This window comes from Sphingomonas sp. CFBP9019, from assembly GCF_034045155.1.
Classification (GTDB): domain Bacteria; phylum Pseudomonadota; class Alphaproteobacteria; order Sphingomonadales; family Sphingomonadaceae; genus Sphingomonas; species Sphingomonas aerolata.
In genome coordinates, this window is record NZ_JAXCWK010000005.1 from 270,140 (window position 1) to 295,521 (window position 25,382).

Here is a 25,382-nt window from a genome sequence, read left to right on the forward strand (position 1 = left end):
CCCATCGAATCATGCCACGCCTGCCCGCCCGTCTTGCCATTGCCGTCCTTCTTGCCAGCAGCGCGTCGGCCGCGCTCGCGGCCCCGCGTCTTGACGGCGTACTGACCGATCACGCGGTGATCCAGCGGGGTCAGCCGATCGCGCTGACCGGCGACGCTGCGGCGGGGGAGACGGTGATGATCACGCTGGCGGGGCGTTCGGTCACGGCAAAGGCGGACCGAGCAGGCCGCTTCGCCGCGGAGCTGCCCGCGCTCGACGCCGGCGGTCCCTATGATCTGACGATTGCGGCGCAGAGCGGTGCGGCGGTGCTGCACGATGTACTGATCGGCGATGTCTATCTCTGCTCGGGCCAGAGCAACATGGAACTGGCGGTCAGCGAGGCGCAGGACCTGATCCCCGACGCGCATGCCCCCGTCGACGCCGGCCTGCGCCTGCTGACCATCCCGAAGCGCGCCGCCGCGACGCCCGTCGCGCGGCTCGACGATGCGGTACGCTGGACCGTCGCCGGCCCGGCGAGCCAGCCCGCCTTCTCCGCGGCCTGCTTCTACATGGCGCAGGCGCTCCGGCGGAGCGCGGCCGTGCCGATCGGTGCGATCCATGCGAGCTGGGGCGGATCGCGGATCAGCGCGTGGATGAGCGACCCCGCGCTGCGCCAGGCGGGGCTCCGCGACCAGGCGGATCTGCTGGCGCTCTATGCGCGCGATCCCGGGGCGGCGAACCGGCGTGCGATGACGCTGTGGGAGGCATGGTGGCGGACCGGATCGGGCGACGCCGTCGGCCGCGAGCCGTGGCAACCCGGCGCCGCGCTCGACTGGCAGGCGGTGCCCGCGATGACCAATTTCGAGACCTGGGGCATCGCCGACCTCGCCAGCTACAACGGCATGCTGTGGTATCAGCGCAGCGTCGAGATCACCGCCGAACAGGCGCGCGGTCCCGCCACGCTCGTGCTGGGGACGATCGACGATGCCGACCGGACCTGGGTCAACGGGATCGGTGTCGGCGGCAGCAGCCTCGCCGCACAATCGCGCGTCTATGCGCTGCCCGTCGGCACGCTGAAGGCCGGGCGCAACGTCATCACCGTCAACGACGACGACGTCTATGCCTATGGCGGGATGACCGGTCCTGCGGACACGATGCGGATCACCTTCGGGGACGGGAGCAGCGTGCCGCTCGGCGACGGCTGGCGCTATGCGAAGGCACAGCGGATCGCGGGTTCCGCCCCCCGGGTGCCGTGGGACGACATCAACGGCGCCGGGACGCTCTACAATGCGATGATCGCACCGCTTGGCCGGACGCGCGTCGCCGGGATCGCCTGGTATCAGGGCGAGTCCGACACCGGCATTCCGGGCTATGATCAGCGCCTCACCGCGCTGATCGCCGACTGGCGCACGCGTCTCGGCAGCCCGCAGGCCGGCTTCGCGATCGCTCAGCTCGCCGGCTACGGCGCACCGTCCTTTGCGCCGGGCGAGAGCGGCTGGGCCACCGTGCGCGATGCGCAACGTCGCGTCGCCGCCGCGGACCGCCACGCCGGCGTCGCGGTCACGCTCGACATCGGCGATGCGCTCGACATCCATCCGGGCGAAAAGCATGCGGTGGGGCAACGCCTTGCCCAGGTCATGCGGGCGACGGTCTATGGCGAACGGATCGCACCCTCGGGCCCGGCCCTCGCCCGTGCGCAGCGTGCCGCCGGTGGTGGCGTCGCGCTCGACTTTTCCGGCGTGACCGGCGCGCTGCACGCGAAAAGCGCGCGCGAGGCGATCGGGTTCGAGATGTGCGGCGCCGCCGCTGCAAGCTGTCGCTACGCATCCGGCACGGTCGTCGGCACGCAGGTGACGCTGCCCGGCGACGGCCAGCCCGTCACGCGGGTCCGCTATGCCTGGTCGGACGCGCCCGCGATCAACCTGGTCGACGATGCGGGGCTGCCCGTCGGCCCGTTCGAAACGCCGCTATCGTGACGCGCCGGCGGCGACGTCCGGCGAGCATGGGGGAGACGATGATGCGCAAGACTATGATGCCCACCCGGCGCGCGGCAATCGGCCCGTCGCTCGCGCTTGCGATGGTGCTCGTCGCGGCCCCGGTCGCTGCGCAGACCAGCCCGAACGCGCCCGACCAGGCCACGGTCATGGCCACCGCGCTCGTCGCGCAGCTTCGCGCGGACGAGAAGCTGCCCCAACTGCTCAACGTCGCGCCCGCAATCCCGCGGCTCGACATTCCGGCCTATAACTGGTGGACGGAATCGCTCCACGGCGCGCTGGGGCCGATCGCGACGACCAATTTCCCCGAGCCGATCGGTCTGGCCGCCAGCTTCGATGCGCCGCTCGTCCAGGCGGTAGCAGGCGCGATCAGCACCGAGGTCCGCGGGCTCCACACGCTCGCGCGCGAAACCGGGCGGGTCGGGCATATCGGAACCGGGCTCGACAGCTGGTCCCCCAACATCAACATCTTCCGCGATCCGCGCTGGGGACGCGGCCAGGAAACCTATGGCGAGGATCCCGTCCTGACCGCGGCGATGGGCGTCGCCTTCGTCCGCGGCCTGCAGGGCCCCGATCCCGAGCGCCCGCAGGTCATCGCCACGCCGAAGCATTTCGCCGTCCATAGCGGGCCGGAAGCCACCCGGCACCAGGCCAATGTCTATGTCTCTGCGCACGATCTCGAGGATACGTTCCTGCCGGCGTTCCGCGCAGCGATCGTCGACGGACAGGCGGGGTCGGTCATGTGCGCGTATAACCGAATCAACGGTCAGCCCGCCTGTGCCAGCGACCCGCTGCTCAAGACGCATCTGCGCAGCGCCTGGGGGTTTTCGGGCTATGTCGTATCCGATTGCGACGCGGTGAAGGACATTGCCGACAACCACAAATATGCCCCTGACGGCGCGGCCGCGGTCGCCGCGGCACTGCGCGCGGGTGTCGACAATGAGTGCAGCGGGGATACGCTGAGCGACACGGCGGGGCTCGACGCCCGCTATCGCACCGCGTTGCAGCGCGACCTCGTCACCCAGGCCGACATCGACCGCAGCCTCGTCCGCCTGTTCGCGGCGCGATACCGCACCGGCGATCTGCCCGGTCTGGCCGGCGCGCCCGCGGCGGTGCCGGTCGACGCGGTCGGTGCCGCCGAGCATCGCCGGCTCGCGCTGACCGCCGCCGAACGGTCGATGGTGTTGCTGAAGAATGATGGCGTCCTGCCGCTGCGCGCCGGGACGAAGGTCGCGGTGATCGGGCCGCTGGGCGACGCGACGCGCGTGTTGCGCGGCAATTACGCATCGCCCTTGTCGGGACCGCCCGTCTCGATCGTCGAGGGTCTGCGCACGACGCTGGGCGCCGAGCGGATCACGCTGGTCCCGTTCGGCGAATCGGTGACCGATGGCGACCGCGTTCCGACCACCGCGCTGCAGACCCCCGACGGCAAGCCGGGCGTGCTCGCACGCTATTACAACCCGGTCACCCCGCTGCCCGCCGCCTTTGCCCCCGGCACGCGTGACGCGATCGTCGCGGCGGTGCGCTATCGGGACACCCCCGTCGTGACCCGGATCGAGCCCGATGTCGGTGACCGTCAGCTCGCGCTGGCCGGGGTCGCCGAAGTGCACCGTACGATCCGGACCGGATTCCTCATCCCCCCCGAAACCGGCACCTATCGCCTCGGCCTGTCGGGGGCGGGCGGCGTGCTGGCGGTCGACGGGGTGGTCGTGTCGGACCGTCGCAAGGCGCGCTGGAACGATCTGCCCGGGATGAAGACGCTCACGCTCACCGCCGGGCGACGCTACCGCATCGAGGTCGACGGCGGTGGCGGCGATCTCGTCTGGAAACGCGTATCGGACGATCCGAGCGCCGCGCTGAAACGCGCCGCCGCGGCGGCCGACATCGTCGTCGCGGTCGTCGGCCTCACCTCCGATCTCGAAGCCGAGGAAACCGGCGTCAGCGTCCCGGGCTTCGCCGGCGGCGACAAGACCACACTCGACCTTCCCGCCGACCAGATCGCGATGCTCGAACAGGCGCGCGCCGCGGGCAAGCCGATCCTGCTGGTCGCGATGAACGGCAGCCCGATCAACCTCGCCTGGGCCAAGGATCACGCCGCCGCCATCCTCGAGGCCTGGTACCCGGGCGAACAGGGCGGGCTCGCCGCGGCGAATATCCTGACCGGCCGGACCAATCCGTCGGGCCGGCTGCCGCTGACCTTCTACCGCAGCGTCGCCGATCTGCCGCCGTTCGGCGACTATGCGATGGCCGGACGCACCTATCGCTATTTCACCGGCACGCCGGTCTATCCGTTCGGGGCGGGGCTCAGCTACACGCGCTTCGCCTATGATGCGATCCGGGTCGAACCCGCGCCGGGCGGGGCGGAGACCGGCATCCGCGTCACCGCGCGGCTCCGCAATATCGGCAAGCGTGCGGGCGCCGAAGTTGCGCAGCTCTACCTCGATTTTCCCGACCGGCCGGGCACGCCGCGGATCGCGCTGCGCGGATTTCGCCGCGTCGACCTCAACCCGGGAGAAACCCGCATGCTCAGCTTCGACCTGTCGCCGCGCGACCTGAGTTCGGTCGCACTCGACGGCACGCGATCGGTCGCCGCCGGCACGTACCGCGTGACGCTGGGGTCGGGCCAGCCCGGCACCGGCGTTCCGGGCGCGACGACACGCTTCACCGCGCGCGCTTCCGCAGCGCTGCCGCTATGATCGCCCGCTCGATCCTGCTGCTCGGCACCGCGCTCGCATTCGCCGGTGCCGCCGCCTCGGCCGCCCACGCCGCCCCGCGCGATCCGCTTGCGGCGACCGGCCGGTGGAGCGCGAACGCCGATGGCCACGCCCCCGTCCCGCCGATGGGCTGGAATTCGTGGAACGCGTTCAACAGCGATGTCGACGAGGAGAAGGTGCTCGCCTCCGCGCAGGCGCTGGTCGACACGAAGCTGGTGACGCTCGGCTATCGCTACGTCAATATCGACGACGGCTGGTGGCTCAAGCGCCGCCAGCCCGACGGACGGATGATCATCCGTACCAGCCACTTCCCGTCTGCGGCGACCGGCCCCGACACGAGCTTCCGCCCGCTCACCGACCGGCTCCACTCGATGGGGCTGAAGGCCGGGATCTATTCGGACATCGGCCGCAACAGCTGCGGACAGATCTACACCCCCGATTTCAAGAACCAGCCCGAAGGCAGCGTCGCCGAACGCGAAGTCGGGCTCTACGGCCATGTCGATCAGGACATGAAGACCTATTTCCGCGACTGGAATTTCGATTTCATCAAGGTCGATGCCTGCGGTATCCGGGGGCTGCCCGCGGATGCGCCGCGCGTGCGATCGGGCCTGTATCGCGCGCTGCCGCCGCTGGTCGACATGCAGTCGCTCGGCCGGTCCGACGTGGCGGGTATCCGCCGCCTCTACGAAGATGTCGGGGCGGCGATCCGCGCCGAGGCGGCGGGACGTCCCTATGTCTATTCGCTGTGCCTCTGGGGCGCGGGCGACGTGCGGGCCTGGGGCAAGGACGTCGGCAACACCTCGCGCACCAGCGACGACATCCAGCCGCTCTGGCCGCGCATGCTGACCAACATGGACACCGTCACGCACCGCGCGCTCTATGCGCATCCCGGGTCGTGGAACGATGCGGACATGCTGTTCATCGGGTCGGGTGATTTCGATCGCAGCCATCTCGTCGAGGCGCGGGCGCATTTCACGCTCTGGGCAATGCTGAACTCGCCGCTGATCATCGGCTATGACCTGCGCAAGCTGACGCCCGATCTGCTCGCGATCTTCGGCAATGCCGACATCGTCGCGCTGAACCAGGACCCGGCCGGCAACCAGGCGGTGCTCGCCTATGACTCGGACGAGGCGCAGATCCTCGTCAAGACGCTGGCCGACGGCAGCAAGGGCGTCGCGGTCGTCAACCGGACCGCGCAGCCCGCCAAGGCGACGCTGACCGCCGAGCATCTCAAGCTGCGCCCCGATATCGAGGTCCGGTTGCGCGACCTGTGGAGCAAGGCGGACAGCAGCTTCCGCAAGGATATGGCCCTGTCGCTGGCCCCGCACGAGACGCGCGTGTTCCGCGCCGCGGGCACCCGGCGCCTTGCCGACGGGCTCTATCTTTCCGAACAGACCGGACGCGTCAATCCAGCGGTCGACGGGGTGGCGTCGCCCCAGGCCGATCCAACCATCCACCATTCGATCACCCCCTGGATCGGCACGCACGGGCCGGGCGAGCATCCGCAATATGGCGGCTGGGGCGGGGCCGAGGCGGACCGGGCACCCTATGGCAAGCTGTTGCGGATCGCCGGGACGGACTTCGACACGGGGCTCGGCGTGCTCGGCCAGTCGCGTCTCGAGGTGCGCAATACCGGGTTCACGCGCTTCGCAACGAAGGTCGGCGTCAACGATTCCGGCACCCCCAAGGCAGGCACGGTCACGTTCGAGGTCTGGGGGGACGGGCGCCTGCTCGCGACCTCCCCGGCGATGGCGTTCGGCATGGCCGCCGCGCCGCTGCGCGCGGACATCAAGGGGGTGCGGATCGTCGAACTGGTCGCCCGCAGCAGCATCGCGACCGCGGCGCAGCCCGTCGCTTGGGCGGAGGCGGCGCTGCTGCGATAAACCGCGACCCGCCTTCGCCTATCGTGGCGCGCCGCTAGCCGGTGCCAGTCGCGATAGGCGGAAGCTGTCGATGTCGATCCAGCCGGTGCTGCGGGCGGGCGCGTAGCAGAACAGCGCGAACTGCTCGCCCTGGAACGTGCCGGTCTGCCATGCGAAGGCGAGCGGGAAGTCACCGCCGAGCCCGGTCCAGCGAACACCGTCCGCGCTATAGGCAACCCGGCCCCGGCTCGTCGTGAAATCCATGTCGGTGCGCAGCCACACCGTATCGCCCGGCGGCAGGTCGGTGGTGGCACGGGTTTCGGTCTGCGCCCCCTCGACCCGGTCCGTCGTCACCTCCATCGCGATCCGGGCGCGGCGGTTCGCGTCGCGTGTCACGGTCAGGTTCGCGCTGATCTGCCCCAGCGTGCCGAAACCACAACGATCGCCGGGCGCGAGACGAGCGATATCAAGCTTCACCTCGCCGCGGCTCGCGGGCCCCTGCCCCTTTTGCGTCAGCGTGTTGCGCGCGGACCAGAAGCGTTTCGCCACGGTCGGGCGCAATCGCAGCCAGCCGGGGCGTGCGGCAAGCGACCAGCGGTCCGGGTCGGGATTATGATTCCACTGCCATTGCAGCCCGAGCCGCCGCCCGCCGAAATCGTCCGACGTCGCGGGCTCGGCAAAGCGATGGCCCGCGATCGGCTTGGCCGCCTGACGCGGCACGCGGCCTGGCGCGGCGGGCGTCCCCCAGATCGGCCAGTCGTCGCGCCAGAAGACCGGGCTGATATTGGTCATCCGCCCGATCGCGCCGCTATCCTCCATCACGAACCCGAACCAGCGCCCGTCCGGCAGATCGACCAGCGCACCCTGATGCCCACCGGTCGTGTCGTCGATCTGGTCGCGGGTTTCCCACGGCCCGAACAGGCTGCGCGACCGCGATACGGAGAGTGCGAGCCGGGGCGGCAGCGCGTTGAACAGATAATAATAGTCGCCACGCCGCAGCAGCTTCGACCCTTCGGCCCCCTTGATATAATGGATCTTGCGTGATGCCGTGACGTGCGCGAGCGCGCGGTCGAGCGTCAACAGCGTGATCGTCCCGTCGGCGGTGCTCGCGGTGGCGAGATAGGCGCGGCCGTCGGGCTCGATGAACAGGCCGGGATCGAACGCCTGGCGATCGAGCTCGTGGTAGCGCCACGGGCCGCGCACGTCCCTGGCATACCAGATCCGCGTATTCTGCCCGACCGGCGTGTTCGCCAGATAATAGGTGCCCGCGTGATAGCGCAGGCTCGAGGCATAGAGCCCCTTGCGATAGGCGTTGCCGCCGACCAGGTCATATTGCGGCCGACCCTCGAGACGCGCCACCAGATGCGACGTGATCGTCCAGTTCACCAGGTCGCGACTGTGCAGGATCGTGATCCCCGGCGTGTTCGCAAAGGTCGTCGACGCGAAATAATAGTCGCGGCCGACGCGGATGATGTCGGGATCCGGATAGTCCGCATAGAGCACCGGGTTGCGGTAGCTGCCATCGCCCTGATCCGATCGCCAGACCTGCGCCGAGGCCGCGGTCGCGAAGAGCAGGGCTGCGGCGATTGCCGATCCCGCCTTCATTTGCCGAACGCCAGCGCGCGCGCGAAGAACGGCATCATCTGGTCCTGCACGCGTCCCGCGACGCCACTGGTATGATCGCCCGGATAGAGGGCGAAGCGGTTGGCGATGCCGTAGCGGTCGAGCGCCTCGTGGAATTTGACCGCGTCGTCCTTCAATCCGTCGCGGTCGCCCACGTCGATCCCGATCGCGGCATAGCGGCGCAGGTCGCCGGCATATTGGTCGAGCATGGCGAGCGGGGCGTTGGCGGCCCAGCGCGCGGTCACGTCGGGCTGGGGCTGGCCGTCCTTGACCGGCAGGTCGAGATAGAGCGGCGGGGCCTTGGGATTGGGCGACCAGGCGGCGGCGGTCGCGAGTTGCGCCCGTACGCCCCAGGGCAGCGTCGCGCCGTCCGCAGGCGACTTCAGCGCCCGGATCGTGGCCTCGATCGCCGCATCGGGGGTGCCCAGCGCGCGCGTCGACAGGCAGCAGGGGCTCATCATGTAAAGCGCGCCGAAAATATCGGCATGCTTCATCCCGATCCGTGCGGTGCCATAGCCGCCCATCGAATGCCCCGCGAGGCCGCGACTGCGCCGATCCGCGATCGTCCGGTAATGTGCGTCGACATAGGCCACCAGGTCGTGCGCGACGAAGCGCTCGAAATCGCCCACCGTCACTGACCGCGAATAGAAGGAGCCGTTGTGCACCGTCTTGCTGTCGGGCAGCACGACGATCATTTCGCGGACGCCCCTGGCGAACGCCCCCTCGATGGTCTGCGGCACATGGATCTCGCCGATCCATTGCTCCACGCCGATCGAATAGCCGTGCAGCGCATAGACCACGGGATAGCGTTTGCCCGGACTGGTCCGGTAGCCGGGCGGGAGGATGACGATGACCGCGCGGTCGGGACTATTCCCCTCCAGATTGCCGGTGATGGCGGGGGAATGGACGGTGATGCGCTCGACCGTGACGGCCTTCGCGCCTGCCACGACCGCGGGCGCCGGGGTCTTCACCTGCGCGCCCGTACTCCCGATCGATGCCAGCCCCAGCGCCGCACCCAGCAGCCACGTTCCACCACGACTCCGCATCGCATCCCCCATCCATCGTCACTGCCGAACACGTCATGCCCGGCCGGCCGGTCAGCGCAGATCGAGCACCAGCACCGACTTTGCCGGGACGGTCACGCTGAGCGTCCCGCCCGCGATCCGGGCATCGGCAAAGGGCTGCGGGGTCACCGCATCCGGCGAATCGAAGCTGTTATGCGCGTCCATCGTCGGACCGGTGACGATCCGGCCGCTCGCCTGGGTCGCCTGCAACCCCGTCATCGCGACCGAGACCGGCATCGCCCGATTGGGGTCGAGGTTGACCAGCGCGACATGCACCTGCCCCGCCGCGTCACGCACCGCCGACGCGCTGACCGCGGGCACCGCCACCTCGTCCTTGTGATACCAAGGCGAAGTCAGCGTGATCGGCAGCGAGGTCGCGCCCTGCCACGGCTTGTACAGGTCGAACACCCAATAGGTCGGCGTCTTCACCATCCTGGCGCCGTCGGTCAGCAGCATCGCCTGCAGGACGTTCACCATCTGCGCGATCGCCGCCATCTTCACCCGGTCGGCATGGCGCGCGAAGATGTTGATGTTGAGCCCCGCGACGACCGCATCGCGCACCGAATTCTGCTGTTCGAGAAAGCCCGGGTTGCTGCCCGGCGTCGGATCGTACCATGTCCCCCATTCGTCAACCGCAAGCATCACGCGCTTGGCAGGATCATATTTGTCCATGATCGCCGAATGCTTGGTGATGAACTCCTCCATCTGCAGCGTGTGCGCCATGGTGCTTGCCCATTCGCGCTCGGCAAAGCCCAGCGCCGGCCCCTTGTCGGCCCAGTTCTTGTCGCGCGGACGCGTGTAATAATGCAGCGCGAGCCCGTCGATATTCTTGCCGGCGATGCGCATCATCGCCTCGGTCCATTCATAGTTGGAATCGCTCGGGCCGCTCGCGATCTTGAGCATCGGGCCGTTCGCGGACTTGGCGAACTGGGCATAGCGGTTGGTCAGATCGGCGGCATATTCCGCACGCATGTTGCCGCCACAGCCCCATAGTTCGTTGCCGATGCCGAGATACTGGATCTTCCACGGCGCGGCGTGGCCGTTGCGCTCGCGCTCCTTCGCCAGCACCGTGGTACCCTGCGGCGCGGTCATGTATTCGACCCATTGCGCGGTCTCGGCGGGCGGTGCGCTGCCGACATTGGCCGAGACATAGGTGCTGCCGCCCAGCCGGTCCATCAGCCCGAAATATTCGTGCGTGCCGAAACTGTTATCCTCGTTGACGCCGCCCCAGTTGGTATTGACCTTGGTCGGCCGCGCCTTGGTCGCGCCGATCCCGTCACGCCAGTGATATTCGTCGGCAAAACAGCCGCCCGGCCAGCGCACCATCGGCACGTTGATCGCCTTCATCGCCGCGAGCACGTCGCGCCGGTAGCCGCCGTCATTGGGGATTCGCGAATTCTTGCCGACCCAGATGCCGCCATAGATGCCATGACCGAGATGCTCGGCGAACTGCCCGAACACGTCGCGGTGGATCTGCGGGCCGGGCTTGTCGGCCTGCAAGGTCGCACTGGCCGTCTCCGCCGACAGGGTCTGCGCTGCGGCGCCGCCGGACAGCGCCGTGCCCGCAAGGATCAGCGGCGCGAGCAACGACGCTGCGGTCATGCGTCCCATGCTACGAGGGCGGATGGCGCACGACCGTGCGAGGCGAGGACTGATCCGGTTCATGCTCTCCCTTTCGGCCCCTTGGCGAGGCCCCGTCTTTTGAAGTTAATAGTAGGAGTAGTCGACTCTACGCGTCCGTCAACCGCGGTTGGTGACCGATGGCCGTGTCAGGGTCGCTTGAACGTCCACCGTCCCGCCGGGCTTGCCGGATCGAATGCCGCAAGGGTCGGCGTGCTCGCACCGATCGCGACCAGCGCGAGATCCCGCCCGTCCCCGGGCACGACCTTCGGTTTGATCCGGTAACTGCCGTCGGTGAGCTGATCGATCTGCCATAGGGGCTCGGCGCCTGCGGTGGCGGCGGTGATCGTCTCGACCTCCCCGTTCGGGGTGGCGGCAAGCATGCGCGACGTGCCTGCGATCGCGATCCGGTAATAGGGGGCGCCGAAATAGCCCCCCGCCGCGGGCACCGGCGTGATCGTCCACAACTGATGCGGGCGCACCAGATAGTCCGCCAGATCCACCCGGATCCGCCCGCGTGGCCAGTCGGCAGAATCCTGTGCCAGCGTCTGGTCGGGAATCGGCCCGACCGGATCGGTCGCGGCCGCCATGAAACTGCGGCGAACGTCGAACGGAATGCGGACGATATCGGTCGCCAGACTCAAGGCATAGCCGCTGCGCTCGGAGGCGATCTCATAGGTGCCCGGCGCCACCGTCTCGCCCACGACCGGCCAGCCGTCGGTCCACCGCAGGGGTTCGATCGCAAGGACACTCCGGCCGCTGCGATCCATGTCGGCCTCATAATGGAGCGACAGCTTCTCGACCCCGCCGGCGAGCGCGATCCGTCCGAAATGCCCCGGTCCGATGCGGCGACCGCGCGCGCTGACGACCATCTTGCCGCCGCCCCGCAGCAGCGGGATCCCCATATGGTCGAGATAGGGGCCAAGCGGGCTGCGCGCCCGGCCTGCGCGAATGTGATAGGTCGAATTGGGCCCGTCGCAGCACGTGCCGTGCGTGCCCAGCAGATAGTAATAGCCGTCGCGATACAGCATCGCGGTGGCCTCCATGTCGATCGCCACGTCGACGGGCACGTTGCCCGCCATGCGCAGTCCCGTCTTCGGGTCGAGTTCGATCATCCGGATCGGGCCGAAATAGGTGCCGTAGGTCAGCCACAACCGACCCTCGGCGTAGAGAAACGCAGGATCGATCGCATCCGCGGTCTCGACCCCGTCACTCGACGCGACGACGCCGATGTCGTGGAACTTGAAGCGCGGCGATGCCGGATCGAGCGACAGCGTCCACATCATCTTGACCTGGCTGGCATGGCCGCCCCCCATGCCCCCGCCGCCGACCGCATAGGCGACGTAATAGCGGTCGCCGATCCTGATGACGTCGGGCGCCACCCCGCCGCCCGGCCGCTCGGGGCCGCCATGCCAGGTCCAGCCGTCTTCGGACACCAGCCCGCCGCCGCGGGTGCCGAACGTGTAGTATTTCCCGTCCGACAGCGTGACGGTCGAGGGATCGTGAATGAAGGGTTCGCCCGCCAATTGCGCGGCGGCGGGCGCTGCGCCCGCAAACCCGAGGCACACCGCGATCAGTCCGCACCGCATCCGGAGACCTCGCTGTTGCCGAACCGCGGTATCGCGACGGGGGCTATCGAACATGGGTCGTCAGATCGGTGATCGGGCGGCCGGCTTCGTCGACGAAGCGGACGCAGAAGCTGCTCAGCCCGGGGCCGTTGATCACCGCGCCGCGGATGACGTTGCGTCCCTTGCGCAGCGTCAGGCGATCCGACAGCACGTCGTCCATCACCATGCGACGGTCGTTGAACAGCCCGACCGCCTCGGTGCCGTTCAGCCACCAGATCGATGCCGCGTTCGAACCGACCGCCAGGCGGACGTTGCGCTGCTCGCGGGGGCTGTCGACGATCGTCACCGCCCAGAATATCACGCCATAGGTCGGCGCCCCCAGTGCCTTGGCGAAGTCGAACAGCTTGACGTCGAACCCTTTCGAATCAAGTGCATGCCAGCGCAGTGGCGCGGCGGCCTTTTCAACCTGCCCGTCCCTCGGGATTGCGGCCGGCGACCCCGGCTGGGATGCGGTCAGGGCCTGCCGGACATAGGTGGCGGTAAAGCCGGTGTTCGTGCGATTGGGTTTGGCGATCGGTTCGAGCAACAACCAGCGGCGCAGAAAGCCGTCGCGGTCGGGCGTCGTCGTCGCCTCCGACACCGCCGTGAAATAGGGCGCTAGCTCGGGCGGTATCGGTCTGGCCGCAGTCTGGGGATCCGCCACGGCGGTGATTGCGTTCGAACCCGGCGTCGCCAAAGGCTGCGCCGCCGTGCCGGGCGACAGGCCTGCCAGCAACAGCATGCATGACCAGTGCACAAGCGATCCCCGCGGTGCACGACTTCGATCGGTGATGAGCCCCGTCATCTCTCTCCCTCCGCCACGGCATCGGGTCGATCCACCGGCGCCTTCGCCCGATGCCTGCCCTGCTCGTAAGGCGCGAACGTAAGTCGATACCGCTATCATGTCCAGCCGCGTATCGGCTGGCATTCCAGGTCCTGATCACATGGTAGCGCCGCCGAAAGTTAGCGCTATAGTCGGAGTAAGAATGACCGGTCAGCGATCGGCGACATTGGGACTTGGGAGAGGGTATATGACGGGAACGGCTTGGTTTTGCCTGCTGGGGACACTGGTTTCGACCGCGATACCCGGGGTCGCGCGCGCGCTGCCGCGCGATGCCGCAGCCCCGCAGGATGCCACCGCACGACCACGCATCGCCCCTGCCCGCACAGGTCGGGCCGCGCGCCCGGACGCGGTTGCACCGACGCTTGGCGAGGCGGGCTATTACGAGGCACCGGCCGTCAACGTGCTGGTCTTCTCGAACTGGTATGACGGGCTGTTCGCCGATTCGAAGATCAGCGGCGTCGAGATCATCCAGCAGGGCGAACGGATCGCGACCAATGGCGACGTGCGCCTGTCCGCCACGCCGGGGCAATGGGATGCGACCGCGCGATTCGTCGACCGGCAGGTCGATCGCGCGGCCGGCACCGTCACCGTCACGCTCGAATATCCCGACTATAACTGGCGATACCGGATCCGCTCCTCGACCAAGGGCGCGGCCGTCGCGCTGGCGGTGATCCTCGACGCGCCCGTTCCCGCGGCGCTTGCGGGCAAGGCGGGATTCAACCTCGAATTCCTCCCCGCCGCCTATTTTCACCACGGCTATATCGCGGACGATCGCAGCGGCGTCTTCCCGCTGCACCCCGCCGACACGATGACCGCGACGCCACAGCGCAATGCGGCGAGCGGTCGCGCCGAGGGGCCGGGCGCAGAGCCGAACGCCATTGCGCAGGGCACCCGCTTCGTCCTCGCGCCCGAGGATCCCGCCCGCCGCGTGACGATCCGCTCGAGCGCGCCGGTGCAGCTGTTCGACGGTCGTAATCAGGCGCAGAATGGCTGGTTCGTGCTCCGCTCGCTCCTGCCTGCCGGGCGGATCGGGACCGTGCTCGAATGGGAGGTTCAGCCGAACAGCGTCCCGGGCTGGCTGCGCGCGCCCGTGATCGCGCATTCGCAGCTCGGCTATGCCCCCGGCGCACGCAAGGTCGCGACAATCGAGCTCGACCGCAACGATCGCACGACGGCACCGGCGCGCCTGCTGCGGGTCGGCGCCGATGGCAGCACGACAACGGTCAAGACCGCACCGGCGACCCGCTGGGGCGATTATTTGCGCTACAGCTATCACCAGCTCGATTTCAGCGACGTCCGCCAGCCCGGCCTCTACATGCTCGAATATGGCGCGACGCGCACCGCGCCGTTCCGCATCGCGGACGACGTCTATGCGGGCGCATGGCATCCGACGCTCGACGTTTACTTCCCCGTCGCAATGGATCACATGTACGTGAACGAGGGCTATCGCGTCTGGCATGGCGACGCGCACCGCGACGATGCGCGTCAGGCGCCGCTGAACCACGAACATATCGATCTCTACGCGCAGGGGCCGACCACCGACACCAAGTACAAGCCGGGGGAGCATATCCCCGGTCTCGCGGTCGGCGGCTGGTTCGACGCGGGCGATTTCGACATCCGCACCCAGTCGCAATATCAGGTCGTCCGGTCGCTGGTCGACACCTGGGAGAAATGGCGCCCGACGCGCGACACGACCGCGGTCGATTGGACCCGTCGCCGGACGGAGATCCACGTCCCCGACGGCACGCCCGATCTGCTCCAGCAGATCCGCCACGGCACGCTGCAGCTGGTTGCCCAGTTCGATGCGGTCGGTCATGCCATCCACGGCATCGTCGAGCCCGACGTCGCGCAATATACGCATCTCGGCGACGCATCGACCAAGACCGACGGACTGATCCACGATCCGGCGCTGAAGCTCGGCGAGGAACGCGGTGGCCGCAGCGGGACGCCCGACGATCGCTGGGCCTTCACGACCAAGGCTTCGGCGCTCAACTATGGCTCGATCGCCGCGCTTGCCGCCGCATCGCGCTCACTTGGCGAGGCCGATCCGGCGCTGGCCAGGACGGCGCTGGGGATCGCGACGCGCATCTGGGCGGAAGAGCAGACGCATGCCCCCGACCTGTACCAGCATGGCAACACCACCGGTGGCCCGCTCGACTCGGAGCGGTTCGCCGCCGCCGTCGAATTGCTGCGCACGACCCGCGACCCGCGCTATGCCACCGCGGTCCAAGCGTTATGGCCGGCGATGGAGCGGCGCTTCGCGTTCAACCTGCGCGACGCCGTCGCCGCGATCCCGCTCATGCCGCAAAGCTATCGCGAGGGCATGATCCCCGCGGTCCGCGCCTATGCGGCCGCGACGGTCAAAGCGGCCGCAGCAAACCCGTTCGGCGTGCCGATCACGACGGGCGGCTGGGCCGGAAGCGGCACGGTGATCGCCGGTGCGCTGAACGCCTATGCGCTGCACAAGGCGTTTCCGGACATCATGCCCGCCGATCCGGTGTTCCGCGGTGCGGAGTTCCTGCTGGGGCATCACCCCGGTTCGGACATCTCGTTCGTGTCGGGCGTCGGGACACGATCCAAGGAGGTCGCCTACGGCAACAACCGCGCCGACTTCTCGTTCATCGCCGGCGGCGTGGTGCCGGGTGTCCTGATCGTGAAACCCGATTTCCCCGAAAATCACGAGGACTGGCCGTTCTTCTGGGGCGAAAACGAATATGTCATCCCCGAAGGCGCGATGTGGATCGAACTGGCGCACGCAATGCAGGATCTTGCGGGCAAGCCCCCGGCGAAGTGACGCGCAGCGGGTGCCGCGCCTAGCGCCGCACCCGCGTGACGTGACCCATCTTACGGCCGGGCCGCGCCGTCCCCTTGCCGTAGAGGTGCAGATGCGCGCCCGGTTCGGCGAGCAGATCCCGCCAGCGATCCACGTCACTGCCGATCAGGTTCTCCATCGTCGCCTCGCGCCCGGTCAGCGTCGGCGCGCCGAGCGGCAAACCGCAGATCGCGCGGATATGATTCTCGAACTGCGAGCATTCGGCGCCCTCGATCGTCCAGTGCCCCGAATTGTGCACGCGCGGCGCCATCTCGTTGAACACCGGGCCGTCCGCGCCGACAAAGAACTCGCAGGCCAGCACGCCGACATAGTCGAGCTCGGTCGCGATCCGCTCGGCGAGCGCCGCCGCCTCGTCCGCCTGCGCCAGCACGGCGGCGGGCGCGGGCACGGTAGAGTGCCGCAGGATCGCATCGCGGTGGAGGTTGAGCGGCGGAGCGTAGCGGACGATGCTGCCATCCAGCCCGCGCGCGATCAGGATCGAGAATTCATGCTCGAACGGCACGAACGCCTCGAGCACCGCGGGTCCGCCGATCGCATCCCAGGCGTCCTGTGCACCCTCGGGCGCGTCGATCTTCACCTGCCCCTTGCCGTCATAGCCGAACCGCGCGGTCTTGAGCACGGCGGGCGTCCCGACGCGCGCCAGCCCCTCGCGCAGGCTCGCGAGGCTGTCGACCGCCGCCCATTTCGCGGGCCGGCCACCGACGCTCTCGACGAAGCGCTTCTCGCCGATCCGCTCCTGTGCGACCCGCAAGGCGCGCGGGCTCGGATGCACGGGGACGCGATCGGCGAGCCATTCGACCGGCTCGACTGCGATATTCTCGAATTCGTAGGTCACCACGTCGCAGGCGTCGGCGAAGTCAGCGAGCACGATCCGGTTGTGATAATCGGCGCGCGTCATCGTCGAGGCGGACTGCGCGGCGACGCTTTCCTGGTCGGGGGCGAGCACATGCGTGTGATAGCCGAGCTGCGCCGCGGCGGTGGCAAGCATCCGGCCGAGCTGTCCGCCACCGAGAATGCCGATGGTCGATCCGGGGGGAAGCGGCGTCATGTCGGCGTCTTTCAGGCTGGGTCGGTGGCGACGGAATCGGTCTGCGCGGCGCGCCAGGCTTTCAGCCGCTCGGCCAGCGCGTCGTCGGCGGTCGCGAGGATCGCCGCGGCGAGCAGCCCCGCGTTGATCGCGCCGGGCTTGCCGATCGCCAGCGTGCCCACCGGGATGCCGCCGGGCATCTGGACGATCGACAGCAGGCTATCCATGCCCTTCAGCGCCTTGGATTCGACCGGCACGCCGAGCACTGGCAGGTGCGTCATCGCGGCCGCCATGCCGGGCAGATGCGCTGCGCCGCCCGCGCCGGCGATCACGACCTTCAGGCCCCGATCGGCGGCGGTCGTCGCATAGTCGTAGAGCCGCTGCGGGGTCCGATGCGCGGACACGACCCTGGTCTCGTACGCGACACCGAGCGCATCGAGCGTCTCGGCGGTGTGGCGCATCGTCTCCCAGTCGGAGGTGCTGCCCATGATGATGCCGACTAGAGCCAATTTCGCCCCCCGCTTCAGGAAGCGCCGTGCCTAGCGACGCGGGGGGACGAGGGCAACGCTGTTGGTGGCATCGTACGGATCGACCGGCAAACGCGATTGCCACCATTTCCGACCGCACCTCCCCGGCGGAGGCCGGGGTCTGGGGGATGCCGTTAACGAAGCACGGCGCCTCGTCACTGCTACTTTTCCAACTGGGCCCCGGCCTTCGAGAAGAAAGGCTTACCGCTCGCTTAGATAGTAACGATCGGTCGCATTTAGGTTCGCGTCCAGATCGTACACGATCGGCTGACCCGTCGGGATCTCGAGGCTCGTGATCTCGTCGTCCGGGATGTTCGACAGGTGCTTGACCAGCGCGCGCAGCGAATTGCCGTGTGCCGAGATCAGGACGCGCTGCCCGTCCTTGAGCGCCGGCGCGATCCGGGCGTCCCAATAGGGCAGCACGCGATCGATCGTGTCCTTCAGGCTTTCGGCCTTCGGAATCGCGATGCCGTCATACCGGCGGTCCCTGGACAGGTCGAACTCGCTGCCATCTTCGAGCGGGGGCGGCGGCACGTCGAAGCTGCGGCGCCAGATATGGACCTGCGCGTCGCCATGCTTGGCCGCGGTCTCGGCCTTGTCGAGCCCGGTGAGCCCGCCATAATGCCGCTCGTTCAGCCGCCAGTCCTTCTCGACCGGCAGCCACAGCCGCCCCATCGCCTCGAGCGCGATGTTCAGCGTCTTGATCGCACGCGTCTGCAGGCTGACGAAGGTCTGGTCGAAATCGAGACCCTTGGCCGCCATCAGCTCGCCTGCCGCCTTGGCCTCGGCCTCGCCCTTGGCGGTCATGTCGACGTCCCACCAGCCGGTGAAACGGTTTTCGAGGTTCCAGCTGGACTGGCCGTGGCGGATCAGGACGAGTTTGGGCATGCGGGCTCCTGCAATGGCGAGGGACGAAATGGAAATGCGGCGATCGCCCCCTAACCGTCATCCTGACGAAAGTCAGGCTGACGGTTAGGGATCAGATCGCGTCGATTACATCCGCGAGCGTCTCGAGCATCGCGTGCGCGAGCTGCTTCGACCGCTCCGGCGACCAGCCATATTCGGCATCGGGATTCGCGTCGTGATCCTTGAACGGCATCTCGAGCGTCATCGATACCGCGCCGAAGCGCTCGGCAAGCTGGTTGGTCGACATCGACAGGTTGGCGGTGCCCGGCGCGGACTTGGGATAGCCCTTCTCGGTCTGGAAGTCGGGCGTGTGCGCCGCGAGACGGCGGCCATAATCGTAGAATTTCTCGCCATGCGCATCGGTCCAGGACGGGATGCCCTCATAGCCCGCGATGAAGTTCGCCGGGATCGCCTCGTCGCCATGAATGTCCATCGCTATGTCGACGCCGGTCACGTCCATCGCGTTGCGGACGCACAGGACCTCGGGGCTCTTTTCCGCGCTCGGCGTCGCCCATTCGCGGTTGAGGTTCACCCCGGCCGCATTGGTGCGCAGATGCCCGCGATACGTGCCGTCGGGGTTCATGTTTGGCACGACGTGGAACGTCGCCTTTTCCAGCAGCGTCGCGGTCACCGGGTCGGCCGAATCGGTCAGCCGCTCCAGCGCGCCTTCCATCCACCATTCGGTCATCGATTCGCCGGGATGCTGGCGGCCATAGATCCAGACCTGCTTGGGCCCGGTGCCGATCGTGAAGGCATCGATCGCTTGGCCGTCGAGCGACTGACCGAGCTCGCGGTGCGTGACGCCCGGCAGCAGGGCGGTCCGCGCGACCAGCGCCGCATGCATCTCCATCGTGTACGGCGCGAAATAGGCGAACCAAGCGAGGTCGGTCTCGGCGGTGAAGTCGAATTCGAGCACGCCATCGGCGTAGCGCGTTTCGATCATCCGCCACGCCTGCCGATCGGTGCTCGCCCGCGCCTTGTAGCCGGGCCAGCCGAACGGATAGGCCGAACGACCGGCATTCAGGATCCGGTAGGTCAGCGTCCGGCCCGCCGCCCCCGCCACGCGGAAGTAGAACCACTGGAAATAGTCGGAGTCGCGGTCCTTGACGATTTCCAGGTCGATCCGGTCGCCATCGACCCGCACGAGGCGGATATTGCCGCCATCGAAGGCGGCATTGATGGCGAGAGGCGTGGTGGCGGCGGCGGTCATCGGGCGATCGTTCATTTCACCTGGATAGTGCGACCGGACTCGCCGGGGAACCCCGCGAACAGCGCGCTGGCGAGCTTTTCGGCCTGGATCTGGCTCGTCGCATCGGGCTTCCTTGCGTCGGCGAAGGTCTGCGCGCGCCCCTCCCAGACCGGCGACTGGTCGAGCGACCGCTTGATCGTCACCGCCATCTCGGTGACCAGGATCGCGTCGCGGCCGCCCCCACCAATTGGGAAGCCGACCCCGCCGCCAAGCCCCACACCGCCGCCGCCCCGGCCGCCGCTGAAGCCACCGCCGCCGATCCCGACGCTGAACGGCGACCGCTTGGGCGGCCCTGCCTGCGTGGTGCGCGTAAAGGCGACGGTCGCGATCAGCATCGGCTTGGCACCCGGCGCGGGCGGGTTGTACCCGACCTTGATCAGCTGGCCCTGCACGGCGGCGGCATAGCTCTTGAACTCGAGGCTTGCAGGCGCGCCCGCGGTCAGCGGCTGGACCGCGATCGTGCCGCGGTCGAGCGGCTCGCCGAGGTGATAGCGCAAGACCTCGGTCGGCGGCAGCGACGGACCGGTCGCGCAGGCCGTGAGGGATGCGCCCGCCAGCGCGAGAACCATGATCGAACGAACCGCCATCGGGACTTCCTTAGAATGTTGCGCTACAGTAACGCTTGGACCAGCCGGGAGGGTTCCCGGCCGGAACGAGTGCGTCTGTTGCTTGACTTGGACACACCCCGCCATTAGGCGATCTCGTCTTTCCGCACACCTAGATTTGAAAAGAAGCGAATCGATCATGAAGATCCGCAATTCCCTGAAGTCGCTCAAGGATCGTCACCGCGATAACCGCGTGATCCGTCGTCGTGGCCGTACCTACGTCATCAACAAGACCAACCGTCGCTTCAAGGCACGCCAGGGCTAAACCCCTGAAGACCAGCGTCATTTTTGACGTCGGTCGTGTCCTGTACGATTGGGATCCCCGGATCCTGTACGAGCGCCTGATCGATGACGATCGGGCGCTCGACGCGTTCCTGCGCGATGTCGTCACGATCGATTGGCATTTCCAGCATGATGCTGGCCGCGACTTCGCCGACACCTCGGCGGAGCTTGCGGCGTTGCATCCGCAGCATGCCGATCTGATCGCCGTCTGGGGCCCGCGCTTCAACGAGAGTATCGGCCCGGCGATTGCGGGGATGCACGAGCTCGTCCGCGATCTCGACGCCGCCGACGTACCGCTGTTCGCGATCACCAATTTCAGCCACGAATTCTGGCCGCCGTTTCGCGCCCGCGAATCGGCGATGTTCGACCGCTTCCGCGACATCGTCGTGTCGGGCGACGAGAAGATCGTGAAGCCCGACCCCGCCATCTATCGGCTCGCGCTCGATCAATTCGGCGTGCGTGCGGACGAGACGGTGTTCGTCGACGACAATCCGGCCAATATCGCCGCCGCACGCGCGCTAGAGATCGAATCGGTGCTCTTCACCGATGCCGCCAGCTTCCGCTCGCGACTCATCGAGCTTGGCCTGCCGATTGCCGCTACGGGCGAAACGCCCCCGCGCTGAACCGTGCGCGCACGACGATGCGCGCCCGTACTTCCAATAGAAACGCCCGAAGACCGCGCATCGGATGTGCCGCGTCAGGACCGATCGTGTCGCCTGATATGGCAACCCACTCCGACGCCGCTGGCCAGCCGGAGAGTCACCTCGCCGCGCACGCGCCTACGACGAACCGCCTCCTTCCCGGGGCGGACAGAAGGAACATCACGACAACTGGTGGAAATGGTTGAGGAATGTTCATCATTTCTACGCTATAGAGAGGGTCACGGGATTGGGGTTTTTCGGGAATTTCGATGTACGATGAACAGGGCGCACGGCGAGATCGTCGTGCCATTCTAAAGAACGGTCTAGTATTGGCCGGTGCACTTGCAGTTCCGAGTGCGGTATCTGCAACACAACGTCTTACGGCACGCGATTTGAAGCCGATGACTCAGCCACCATTGCCGCGTTCGCCGGCGATGCCGATTTCGTCGTCGCGCGTCGTGCGCCCCGAATTGCTGCGCCAGGCGATGGCCGCGCTGGGTCGCAACGGCAGCCGGATCCCGCATCACGACCGGATCGCGATCGCCGATTTCACCGCCTCGTCGTCGCAGCCGCGGTTCCACTTCGTCGACCTCGCCAGCGGCCGCAGCACGTCGCTGCTCGTGTCGCACGGCAGCGGCTCGGACCCCGCGCATACCGGCTATCTCGAGCGCTTCTCGAACGCGTTCGGCTCGAATGCGTCGTCGGAAGGCGCCTTCGTGACCGACGATTATTATGTCGGCAAACATGGTCGGTCGCAGCGGCTGATCGGGCTCGATCGCACCAACAACAACGCACTCGGTCGGGCGATCGTCGTCCATTCGGCCTGGTATGCGAACAAGGACATGATCGCGTCGCACGGCATGCTCGGCCGCAGCCAAGGCTGCTTCGCGGTCGGCGAGAAGGACCTAGACCAGGTGTTTGCACGCCTCGGCCAGGGCCGTATGATCTTCGCCGCGAAGGTCTAAGGCGCACACGCCGGTTGGCGCATCGCGCGGCGTACGCCGCCGATCGCCCCGGACCATAGCAGCGCGGGCAGCCCGGCATAGCCAAGCCCGAGATGCGCCGGCCGTGCGGCAAGCAGGTCGGCGACCCCGAGCGTCCCCGCACGCAGGCCGGCCCGCCCGACACCGCGCCAGCGCCGCGCGGTTTCCCACCGGATCAGCCGGCGATCCTCCCCCGAACAGCGATGCCGTGCGAGAAACTCGGCCTGGATCACCCCCAGTGCGCTGCCCAGCGCCGTCAACGCAGCACGATCGCGCACCGCGCGCCGTGCCAGGATGTGCGCCACGATCAGCGCTGCGATCCGGTCCACCCGTTCACCGAACAGATCCGCATGCCGCTCGGCCAGAATCGCCGCGGCCACGGTCTCCATCCGCTCGGTGAACCGCTTCGAGACCCCGCCCGCGTGCACCCGGTACACCATCAGCGGCTCGTCGAGGCGTCCGATCGCGCCGAACCGGCCGATCCGCTGATACAGGTCGAAATCCTCCGCATAGAGCCGCTCGGGCCGCATGAACGGATCGAGCCGCCGCGCCGCGTCGCCGCGAATCATGACCGATGACCAGATCAGCGGGTTCTCGATTCCCGTCAGCCAGTCGATGAGCATGGGCGTGGTGATCGCGGCATGGTCGGACGGCCTGATCACGCCGTCGACGAGCAGGTCCGCCGCCGTCCCGAGCAGCACGGTCGCCGGGTTCGCCTCCAGATACGCGACCTGGCGGGCGAAGCGGTCGGGGCGACACAGATCATCGGCATCGAGTGCGGCGATATAGCGGCCCCGCGCTGCAGCGACCCCGGCGTTGCGCGCCAGCACGGGGCCGCCATTGACCGGCATCGCCACCAGCTTGACGCGCGGATCGGACCAGCCCGCAACGCAGGCGCGGGTCGCGTCGGTCGAGCAGTCGTCGACGACGATCACCTCGAAATCGATGAAAGACTGCGCGGCGAGGCTGTCGAGCGTGGCGGGCAACAAGGCTGCGCCATTATACACCGGCATGACGACGCTGATGACCGGATCGGGCCTTGGGCGGACGGCACGCGTCATCGAGGGGGAGCACTCGGCATCCCCCTCCCCTTGCACGGTCAGGCTTTAACGGGCGATTACGTAGAGTTACGCGGCCCGCCGCTCAGCGCGCCCTTCGCTCAGCCCTTCGCGATCCAGGCATCGCCGATCTCGCGCAGCATATCGAGCGGTACGCGACCATAAGCGAGCACCGCCGCATGATAGGCCTTGAGGTCGAACGCCGTGCCCACCTTCGCCTTGGCGCGTTCGCGGATATCAACGAACACCGAATGGCCAAGCTTGTAGCTCGCCGCCTGGCCCGGGTTGACGCAATAGCGCTCGACCTCGCGCGTCGCGAAGCCCTCCGCCTCGCCTTCCGCGTCGATGAAATGGCGGATCGCCTGTTCGCGGATCCAGCGCAGGTGATGGATGCCGGTATCGACGACGCAGCGGTTCGCGCGGAACAGCTGGAATTTCAGATAGCCGAGCCGCCCGAGCGGATCGTCGTCATACATACCGATCTCGTCCGCAAGCTGTTCGGCATAGAGCGCCCAGCCCTCGCCATAGCCCGAAAAGCTCGTCATCTTGCGGATCAGCGGCAGCCGCGTGTTCGACAGCGCAAGCCCGCTCTCCATCTGATGCCCCGGCAGTCCCTCATGATAGACCGTCGTCGCGAGGCAGAATTTGGGCCAGTCGGCGCTGTCCTTCAGGTTGAAATAGACCAGCCCCGGCCGCGAGCCGTCGATCGCCGGTGGTTGTGCGAACGCCGCGGCGGCACCGGCTTCGGTCTGCGCAGGCACGCGCCGCACCTCGAACCCGTAAGGCGGCATCCGCTCGAACACGCTAGGCAATTTCGCGCGGATCGCCGCCAGCCGGTCGTTGCAATAGGCGATCGCCTCGCGCTTGCCCGCATCGGTGTTGGGATAGAGCTGGTCGGGATTCTTGTAGAGCGCGGCCATCCGCGCGCCGATGCTGCCCTTGCTGTACCCCTGTTTGCGCAACAGCGTGTCGAGCTGCGCCGACAGCATCTTCGCCTGGTCGAGCCCGAACCTGTGCACCTCGTCGGGTGACAAATTGGTCGTCGTCGTTGCGTGCAACGCGGCGGGATAGAAGGCGGCGCCCTCCTTCAGCTTCCACACGCCGGCGTCATGCGTGGCCGTCCGGCGGAGGTCGCGGGTCGCCGCAATCTGCCGGTCGAGAGCGGGCAGCACCGCCGCGTCATAAATCCGCGCGGCATCGCGGCCATAGCTTTCGCCCAGCCCCTTGGCCGCCGCGCGCCGGACGAGACTCTGCACGACCAGCGCCTCGCTTGCGGGCTGGCGCGTCTTGGTCATCTGGTCGAGCGCGAGGTCGAGGATGAAGTCGGGGGCGACAACGCCGACGCCCGCGTCATGCCGCATGCGCGCGGTGTTCGCGTCGATCTGTCCAGCAAACGCCTGGAGCCGCTGCAGATAGGCGTCGGCGTCGCCCTTCGTCTCGATCCGGTGCTTGGTGTCGAGGAAATCGGGCACCGACTGATACGCACCCGACAGCTGCGACACGACATAGGGGCTGGGGCCATAGGACGTGCCGCCGAAATCGAACGCCTGCACCGCCGCCGCCGACCGCCGCGTATAGATCACGCAGTCGAGGTCGATCCGCTCCGCCGGCGACAGCCCGGCGCGGTCGATCGCTGCAAGCTGCGCCAGCTCGGCCCTGGTCTGTGCCTTCGCCGCGGCGATCCCCGCCGCCGACGGATCCGACAGCTTCGCGCGCAGATCGGCATTGGCGCCGGTGTCGAGCCCGAGCGAGGTCGCACTCTCGGGACTGCGCCGCAACTGCGCCTGGACGAGCTGGTCGAACAGTCGCGACAGCGGCGTCGCGGGCGCCTCGGCCGCCTGCGCGAGCGCCGGTACCAGCGACGCCGCGCCGCCCAGCATCGTGCCGGCGAGCACCGCACGGCGATGGATCTTCAAGCTCATCCCACTCTCCGAAATGCAAACGGCCCGCCTTCCACCGGGAAG

At 68.0% G+C, this 25,382-nt stretch carries 19 protein-coding genes; 7 read left to right on the forward strand and 12 right to left on the reverse strand.

The window, feature by feature from the left end; translation table 11 throughout:
* Positions 1-11: 11 nt before the first annotated feature.
* Genes SOM18_RS16320 through SOM18_RS16330 form a run of 3 tightly spaced genes read left to right on the forward strand, consistent with a single transcriptional unit; the run spans position 12 to position 6,570 of the window.
* Entirely contained in the window at positions 12-1,955 is a 1,944-nt protein-coding gene (locus SOM18_RS16320; protein WP_031440991.1) for a sialate O-acetylesterase, read from the forward strand.
* 41 nt (positions 1,956-1,996) lie between these two features.
* Positions 1,997-4,669 carry a glycoside hydrolase family 3 C-terminal domain-containing protein gene (locus tag SOM18_RS16325; RefSeq protein ID WP_414712133.1) on the forward strand — a complete coding sequence of 891 codons (2,673 nt, stop codon included), beginning with the start codon at positions 1,997-1,999 and terminating at the stop codon, positions 4,667-4,669.
* Entirely contained in the window at positions 4,666-6,570 is a 1,905-nt protein-coding gene (locus SOM18_RS16330; RefSeq protein WP_320481986.1) for an NPCBM/NEW2 domain-containing protein, read from the forward strand. The genes SOM18_RS16325 and SOM18_RS16330 overlap by 4 nt, the downstream gene beginning before the upstream one ends.
* 18 nt (positions 6,571-6,588) lie before the next feature.
* Here the strand turns inward: SOM18_RS16330 and SOM18_RS16335 are convergent, their stop codons facing one another.
* The 5 genes from SOM18_RS16335 to SOM18_RS16355 form a co-directional block, all read right to left on the reverse strand.
* Positions 6,589-8,154, reverse strand: a complete 1,566-nt coding sequence (locus tag SOM18_RS16335) for a glycoside hydrolase 43 family protein (protein ID WP_320481987.1) — start codon at positions 8,152-8,154, stop codon at positions 6,589-6,591.
* On the reverse strand, positions 8,151-9,218 hold the full coding sequence (locus SOM18_RS16340; protein ID WP_031440985.1) for an alpha/beta hydrolase: 1,068 nt from the start codon (positions 9,216-9,218) through the stop codon (positions 8,151-8,153). The genes SOM18_RS16335 and SOM18_RS16340 overlap by 4 nt, the downstream gene beginning before the upstream one ends.
* Positions 9,219-9,269: 51 nt before the next feature.
* Positions 9,270-10,838 carry an alpha-N-arabinofuranosidase gene (locus SOM18_RS16345; RefSeq protein ID WP_031440984.1) on the reverse strand — a complete coding sequence of 523 codons (1,569 nt, stop codon included), beginning with the start codon at positions 10,836-10,838 and terminating at the stop codon, positions 9,270-9,272.
* 167 nt (positions 10,839-11,005) lie between these two features.
* A complete protein-coding gene (locus tag SOM18_RS16350; RefSeq protein WP_042467246.1) occupies positions 11,006-12,445 on the reverse strand; it encodes a family 43 glycosylhydrolase in 1,440 nt (479 codons plus the stop codon).
* 43 nt (positions 12,446-12,488) lie between these two features.
* Positions 12,489-13,205 carry a hypothetical protein gene (locus tag SOM18_RS16355; protein ID WP_052149131.1) on the reverse strand — a complete coding sequence of 239 codons (717 nt, stop codon included), beginning with the start codon at positions 13,203-13,205 and terminating at the stop codon, positions 12,489-12,491.
* Between the two features lie 289 nt (positions 13,206-13,494).
* Here SOM18_RS16355 and SOM18_RS16360 point away from each other — a divergent pair, with 289 nt between their 5' ends.
* Positions 13,495-16,101 (forward strand): glycoside hydrolase family 9 protein, encoded by a 2,607-nt coding sequence (locus SOM18_RS16360; protein ID WP_192191204.1) that lies wholly within the window; start codon positions 13,495-13,497, stop codon positions 16,099-16,101.
* 19 nt (positions 16,102-16,120) lie between these two features.
* On the opposite strand, the gene SOM18_RS16365 is transcribed toward SOM18_RS16360, so the two are convergent.
* From SOM18_RS16365 to SOM18_RS16385, 5 genes are all read right to left on the reverse strand, one after another.
* Positions 16,121-17,188, reverse strand: a complete 1,068-nt coding sequence (locus tag SOM18_RS16365) for a 5-(carboxyamino)imidazole ribonucleotide synthase (protein WP_031439532.1) — start codon at positions 17,186-17,188, stop codon at positions 16,121-16,123.
* Between the two features lie 11 nt (positions 17,189-17,199).
* Positions 17,200-17,655: a 5-(carboxyamino)imidazole ribonucleotide mutase gene (purE, locus tag SOM18_RS16370; RefSeq protein WP_031395074.1), complete on the reverse strand. Its 456-nt coding sequence runs from the start codon at positions 17,653-17,655 to the stop codon at positions 17,200-17,202.
* 240 nt (positions 17,656-17,895) lie between these two features.
* Complete coding sequence (gene gpmA / locus SOM18_RS16375; RefSeq protein WP_031439531.1) at positions 17,896-18,582, reverse strand: 2,3-diphosphoglycerate-dependent phosphoglycerate mutase; 687 nt, start codon at positions 18,580-18,582, stop codon at positions 17,896-17,898.
* 91 nt (positions 18,583-18,673) lie between these two features.
* The gene (locus tag SOM18_RS16380) at positions 18,674-19,810 is read right to left on the reverse strand and encodes a M14 family metallopeptidase (protein ID WP_031439530.1); all 1,137 of its coding nucleotides are present in this window, start codon (positions 19,808-19,810) and stop codon (positions 18,674-18,676) included.
* A gap of 11 nt (positions 19,811-19,821) precedes the next feature.
* Positions 19,822-20,436 (reverse strand): hypothetical protein, encoded by a 615-nt coding sequence (locus SOM18_RS16385; protein WP_031395071.1) that lies wholly within the window; start codon positions 20,434-20,436, stop codon positions 19,822-19,824.
* 157 nt (positions 20,437-20,593) lie between these two features.
* On the opposite strand from SOM18_RS16385, the gene ykgO reads away from it, so the two are divergent.
* From ykgO to SOM18_RS16400, 3 genes are all read left to right on the forward strand, one after another.
* Positions 20,594-20,719: a type B 50S ribosomal protein L36 gene (gene ykgO / locus SOM18_RS16390; RefSeq protein ID WP_003046794.1), complete on the forward strand. Its 126-nt coding sequence runs from the start codon at positions 20,594-20,596 to the stop codon at positions 20,717-20,719.
* A gap of 4 nt (positions 20,720-20,723) precedes the next feature.
* Positions 20,724-21,359: an HAD family phosphatase gene (locus SOM18_RS16395; protein ID WP_320482070.1), complete on the forward strand. Its 636-nt coding sequence runs from the start codon at positions 20,724-20,726 to the stop codon at positions 21,357-21,359.
* A 287-nt stretch (positions 21,360-21,646) separates the two neighbouring features.
* The gene (locus SOM18_RS16400) at positions 21,647-22,342 is read left to right on the forward strand and encodes a murein L,D-transpeptidase catalytic domain family protein (RefSeq protein ID WP_031439528.1); all 696 of its coding nucleotides are present in this window, start codon (positions 21,647-21,649) and stop codon (positions 22,340-22,342) included.
* On the opposite strand, the gene SOM18_RS16405 is transcribed toward SOM18_RS16400, so the two are convergent.
* Positions 22,339-23,421 carry a glycosyltransferase family 2 protein gene (locus SOM18_RS16405; RefSeq protein ID WP_031439527.1) on the reverse strand — a complete coding sequence of 361 codons (1,083 nt, stop codon included), beginning with the start codon at positions 23,419-23,421 and terminating at the stop codon, positions 22,339-22,341. The genes SOM18_RS16400 and SOM18_RS16405 overlap by 4 nt on opposite strands.
* Positions 23,422-23,519: 98 nt before the next feature.
* A complete protein-coding gene (locus tag SOM18_RS16410) occupies positions 23,520-25,340 on the reverse strand; it encodes a DUF885 domain-containing protein (protein WP_031439526.1) in 1,821 nt (606 codons plus the stop codon).
* Positions 25,341-25,382 lie beyond the last annotated feature (42 nt).

Coding starts and splice junctions, on each gene's coding strand:
- SOM18_RS16320 (WP_031440991.1), top strand. CDS start 12: ATGCCACGCCTGCCCGCCCGTCTTGCCATTGCCGTCCTTCTTGCCAGC.
- SOM18_RS16325 (WP_414712133.1), top strand. CDS start 1,997: ATGCGCAAGACTATGATGCCCACCCGGCGCGCGGCAATCGGCCCGTCG.
- SOM18_RS16330 (WP_320481986.1), top strand. CDS start 4,666: ATGATCGCCCGCTCGATCCTGCTGCTCGGCACCGCGCTCGCATTCGCC.
- SOM18_RS16335 (WP_320481987.1), bottom strand. CDS start 8,154: ATGAAGGCGGGATCGGCAATCGCCGCAGCCCTGCTCTTCGCGACCGCG.
- SOM18_RS16340 (WP_031440985.1), bottom strand. CDS start 9,218: ATGCGGAGTCGTGGTGGAACGTGGCTGCTGGGTGCGGCGCTGGGGCTG.
- SOM18_RS16345 (WP_031440984.1), bottom strand. CDS start 10,838: ATGACCGCAGCGTCGTTGCTCGCGCCGCTGATCCTTGCGGGCACGGCG.
- SOM18_RS16350 (WP_042467246.1), bottom strand. CDS start 12,445: ATGCGGTGCGGACTGATCGCGGTGTGCCTCGGGTTTGCGGGCGCAGCG.
- SOM18_RS16355 (WP_052149131.1), bottom strand. CDS start 13,205: ATGCTGTTGCTGGCAGGCCTGTCGCCCGGCACGGCGGCGCAGCCTTTG.
- SOM18_RS16360 (WP_192191204.1), top strand. CDS start 13,495: ATGACGGGAACGGCTTGGTTTTGCCTGCTGGGGACACTGGTTTCGACC.
- SOM18_RS16365 (WP_031439532.1), bottom strand. CDS start 17,188: ATGACGCCGCTTCCCCCCGGATCGACCATCGGCATTCTCGGTGGCGGA.
- purE (WP_031395074.1), bottom strand. CDS start 17,655: ATGGGCAGCACCTCCGACTGGGAGACGATGCGCCACACCGCCGAGACG.
- gpmA (WP_031439531.1), bottom strand. CDS start 18,582: ATGCCCAAACTCGTCCTGATCCGCCACGGCCAGTCCAGCTGGAACCTC.
- SOM18_RS16380 (WP_031439530.1), bottom strand. CDS start 19,810: ATGACCGCCGCCGCCACCACGCCTCTCGCCATCAATGCCGCCTTCGAT.
- SOM18_RS16385 (WP_031395071.1), bottom strand. CDS start 20,436: ATGGCGGTTCGTTCGATCATGGTTCTCGCGCTGGCGGGCGCATCCCTC.
- ykgO (WP_003046794.1), top strand. CDS start 20,594: ATGAAGATCCGCAATTCCCTGAAGTCGCTCAAGGATCGTCACCGCGAT.
- SOM18_RS16400 (WP_031439528.1), top strand. CDS start 21,647: ATGTACGATGAACAGGGCGCACGGCGAGATCGTCGTGCCATTCTAAAG.
- SOM18_RS16405 (WP_031439527.1), bottom strand. CDS start 23,421: ATGACGCGTGCCGTCCGCCCAAGGCCCGATCCGGTCATCAGCGTCGTC.
- SOM18_RS16410 (WP_031439526.1), bottom strand. CDS start 25,340: ATGAGCTTGAAGATCCATCGCCGTGCGGTGCTCGCCGGCACGATGCTG.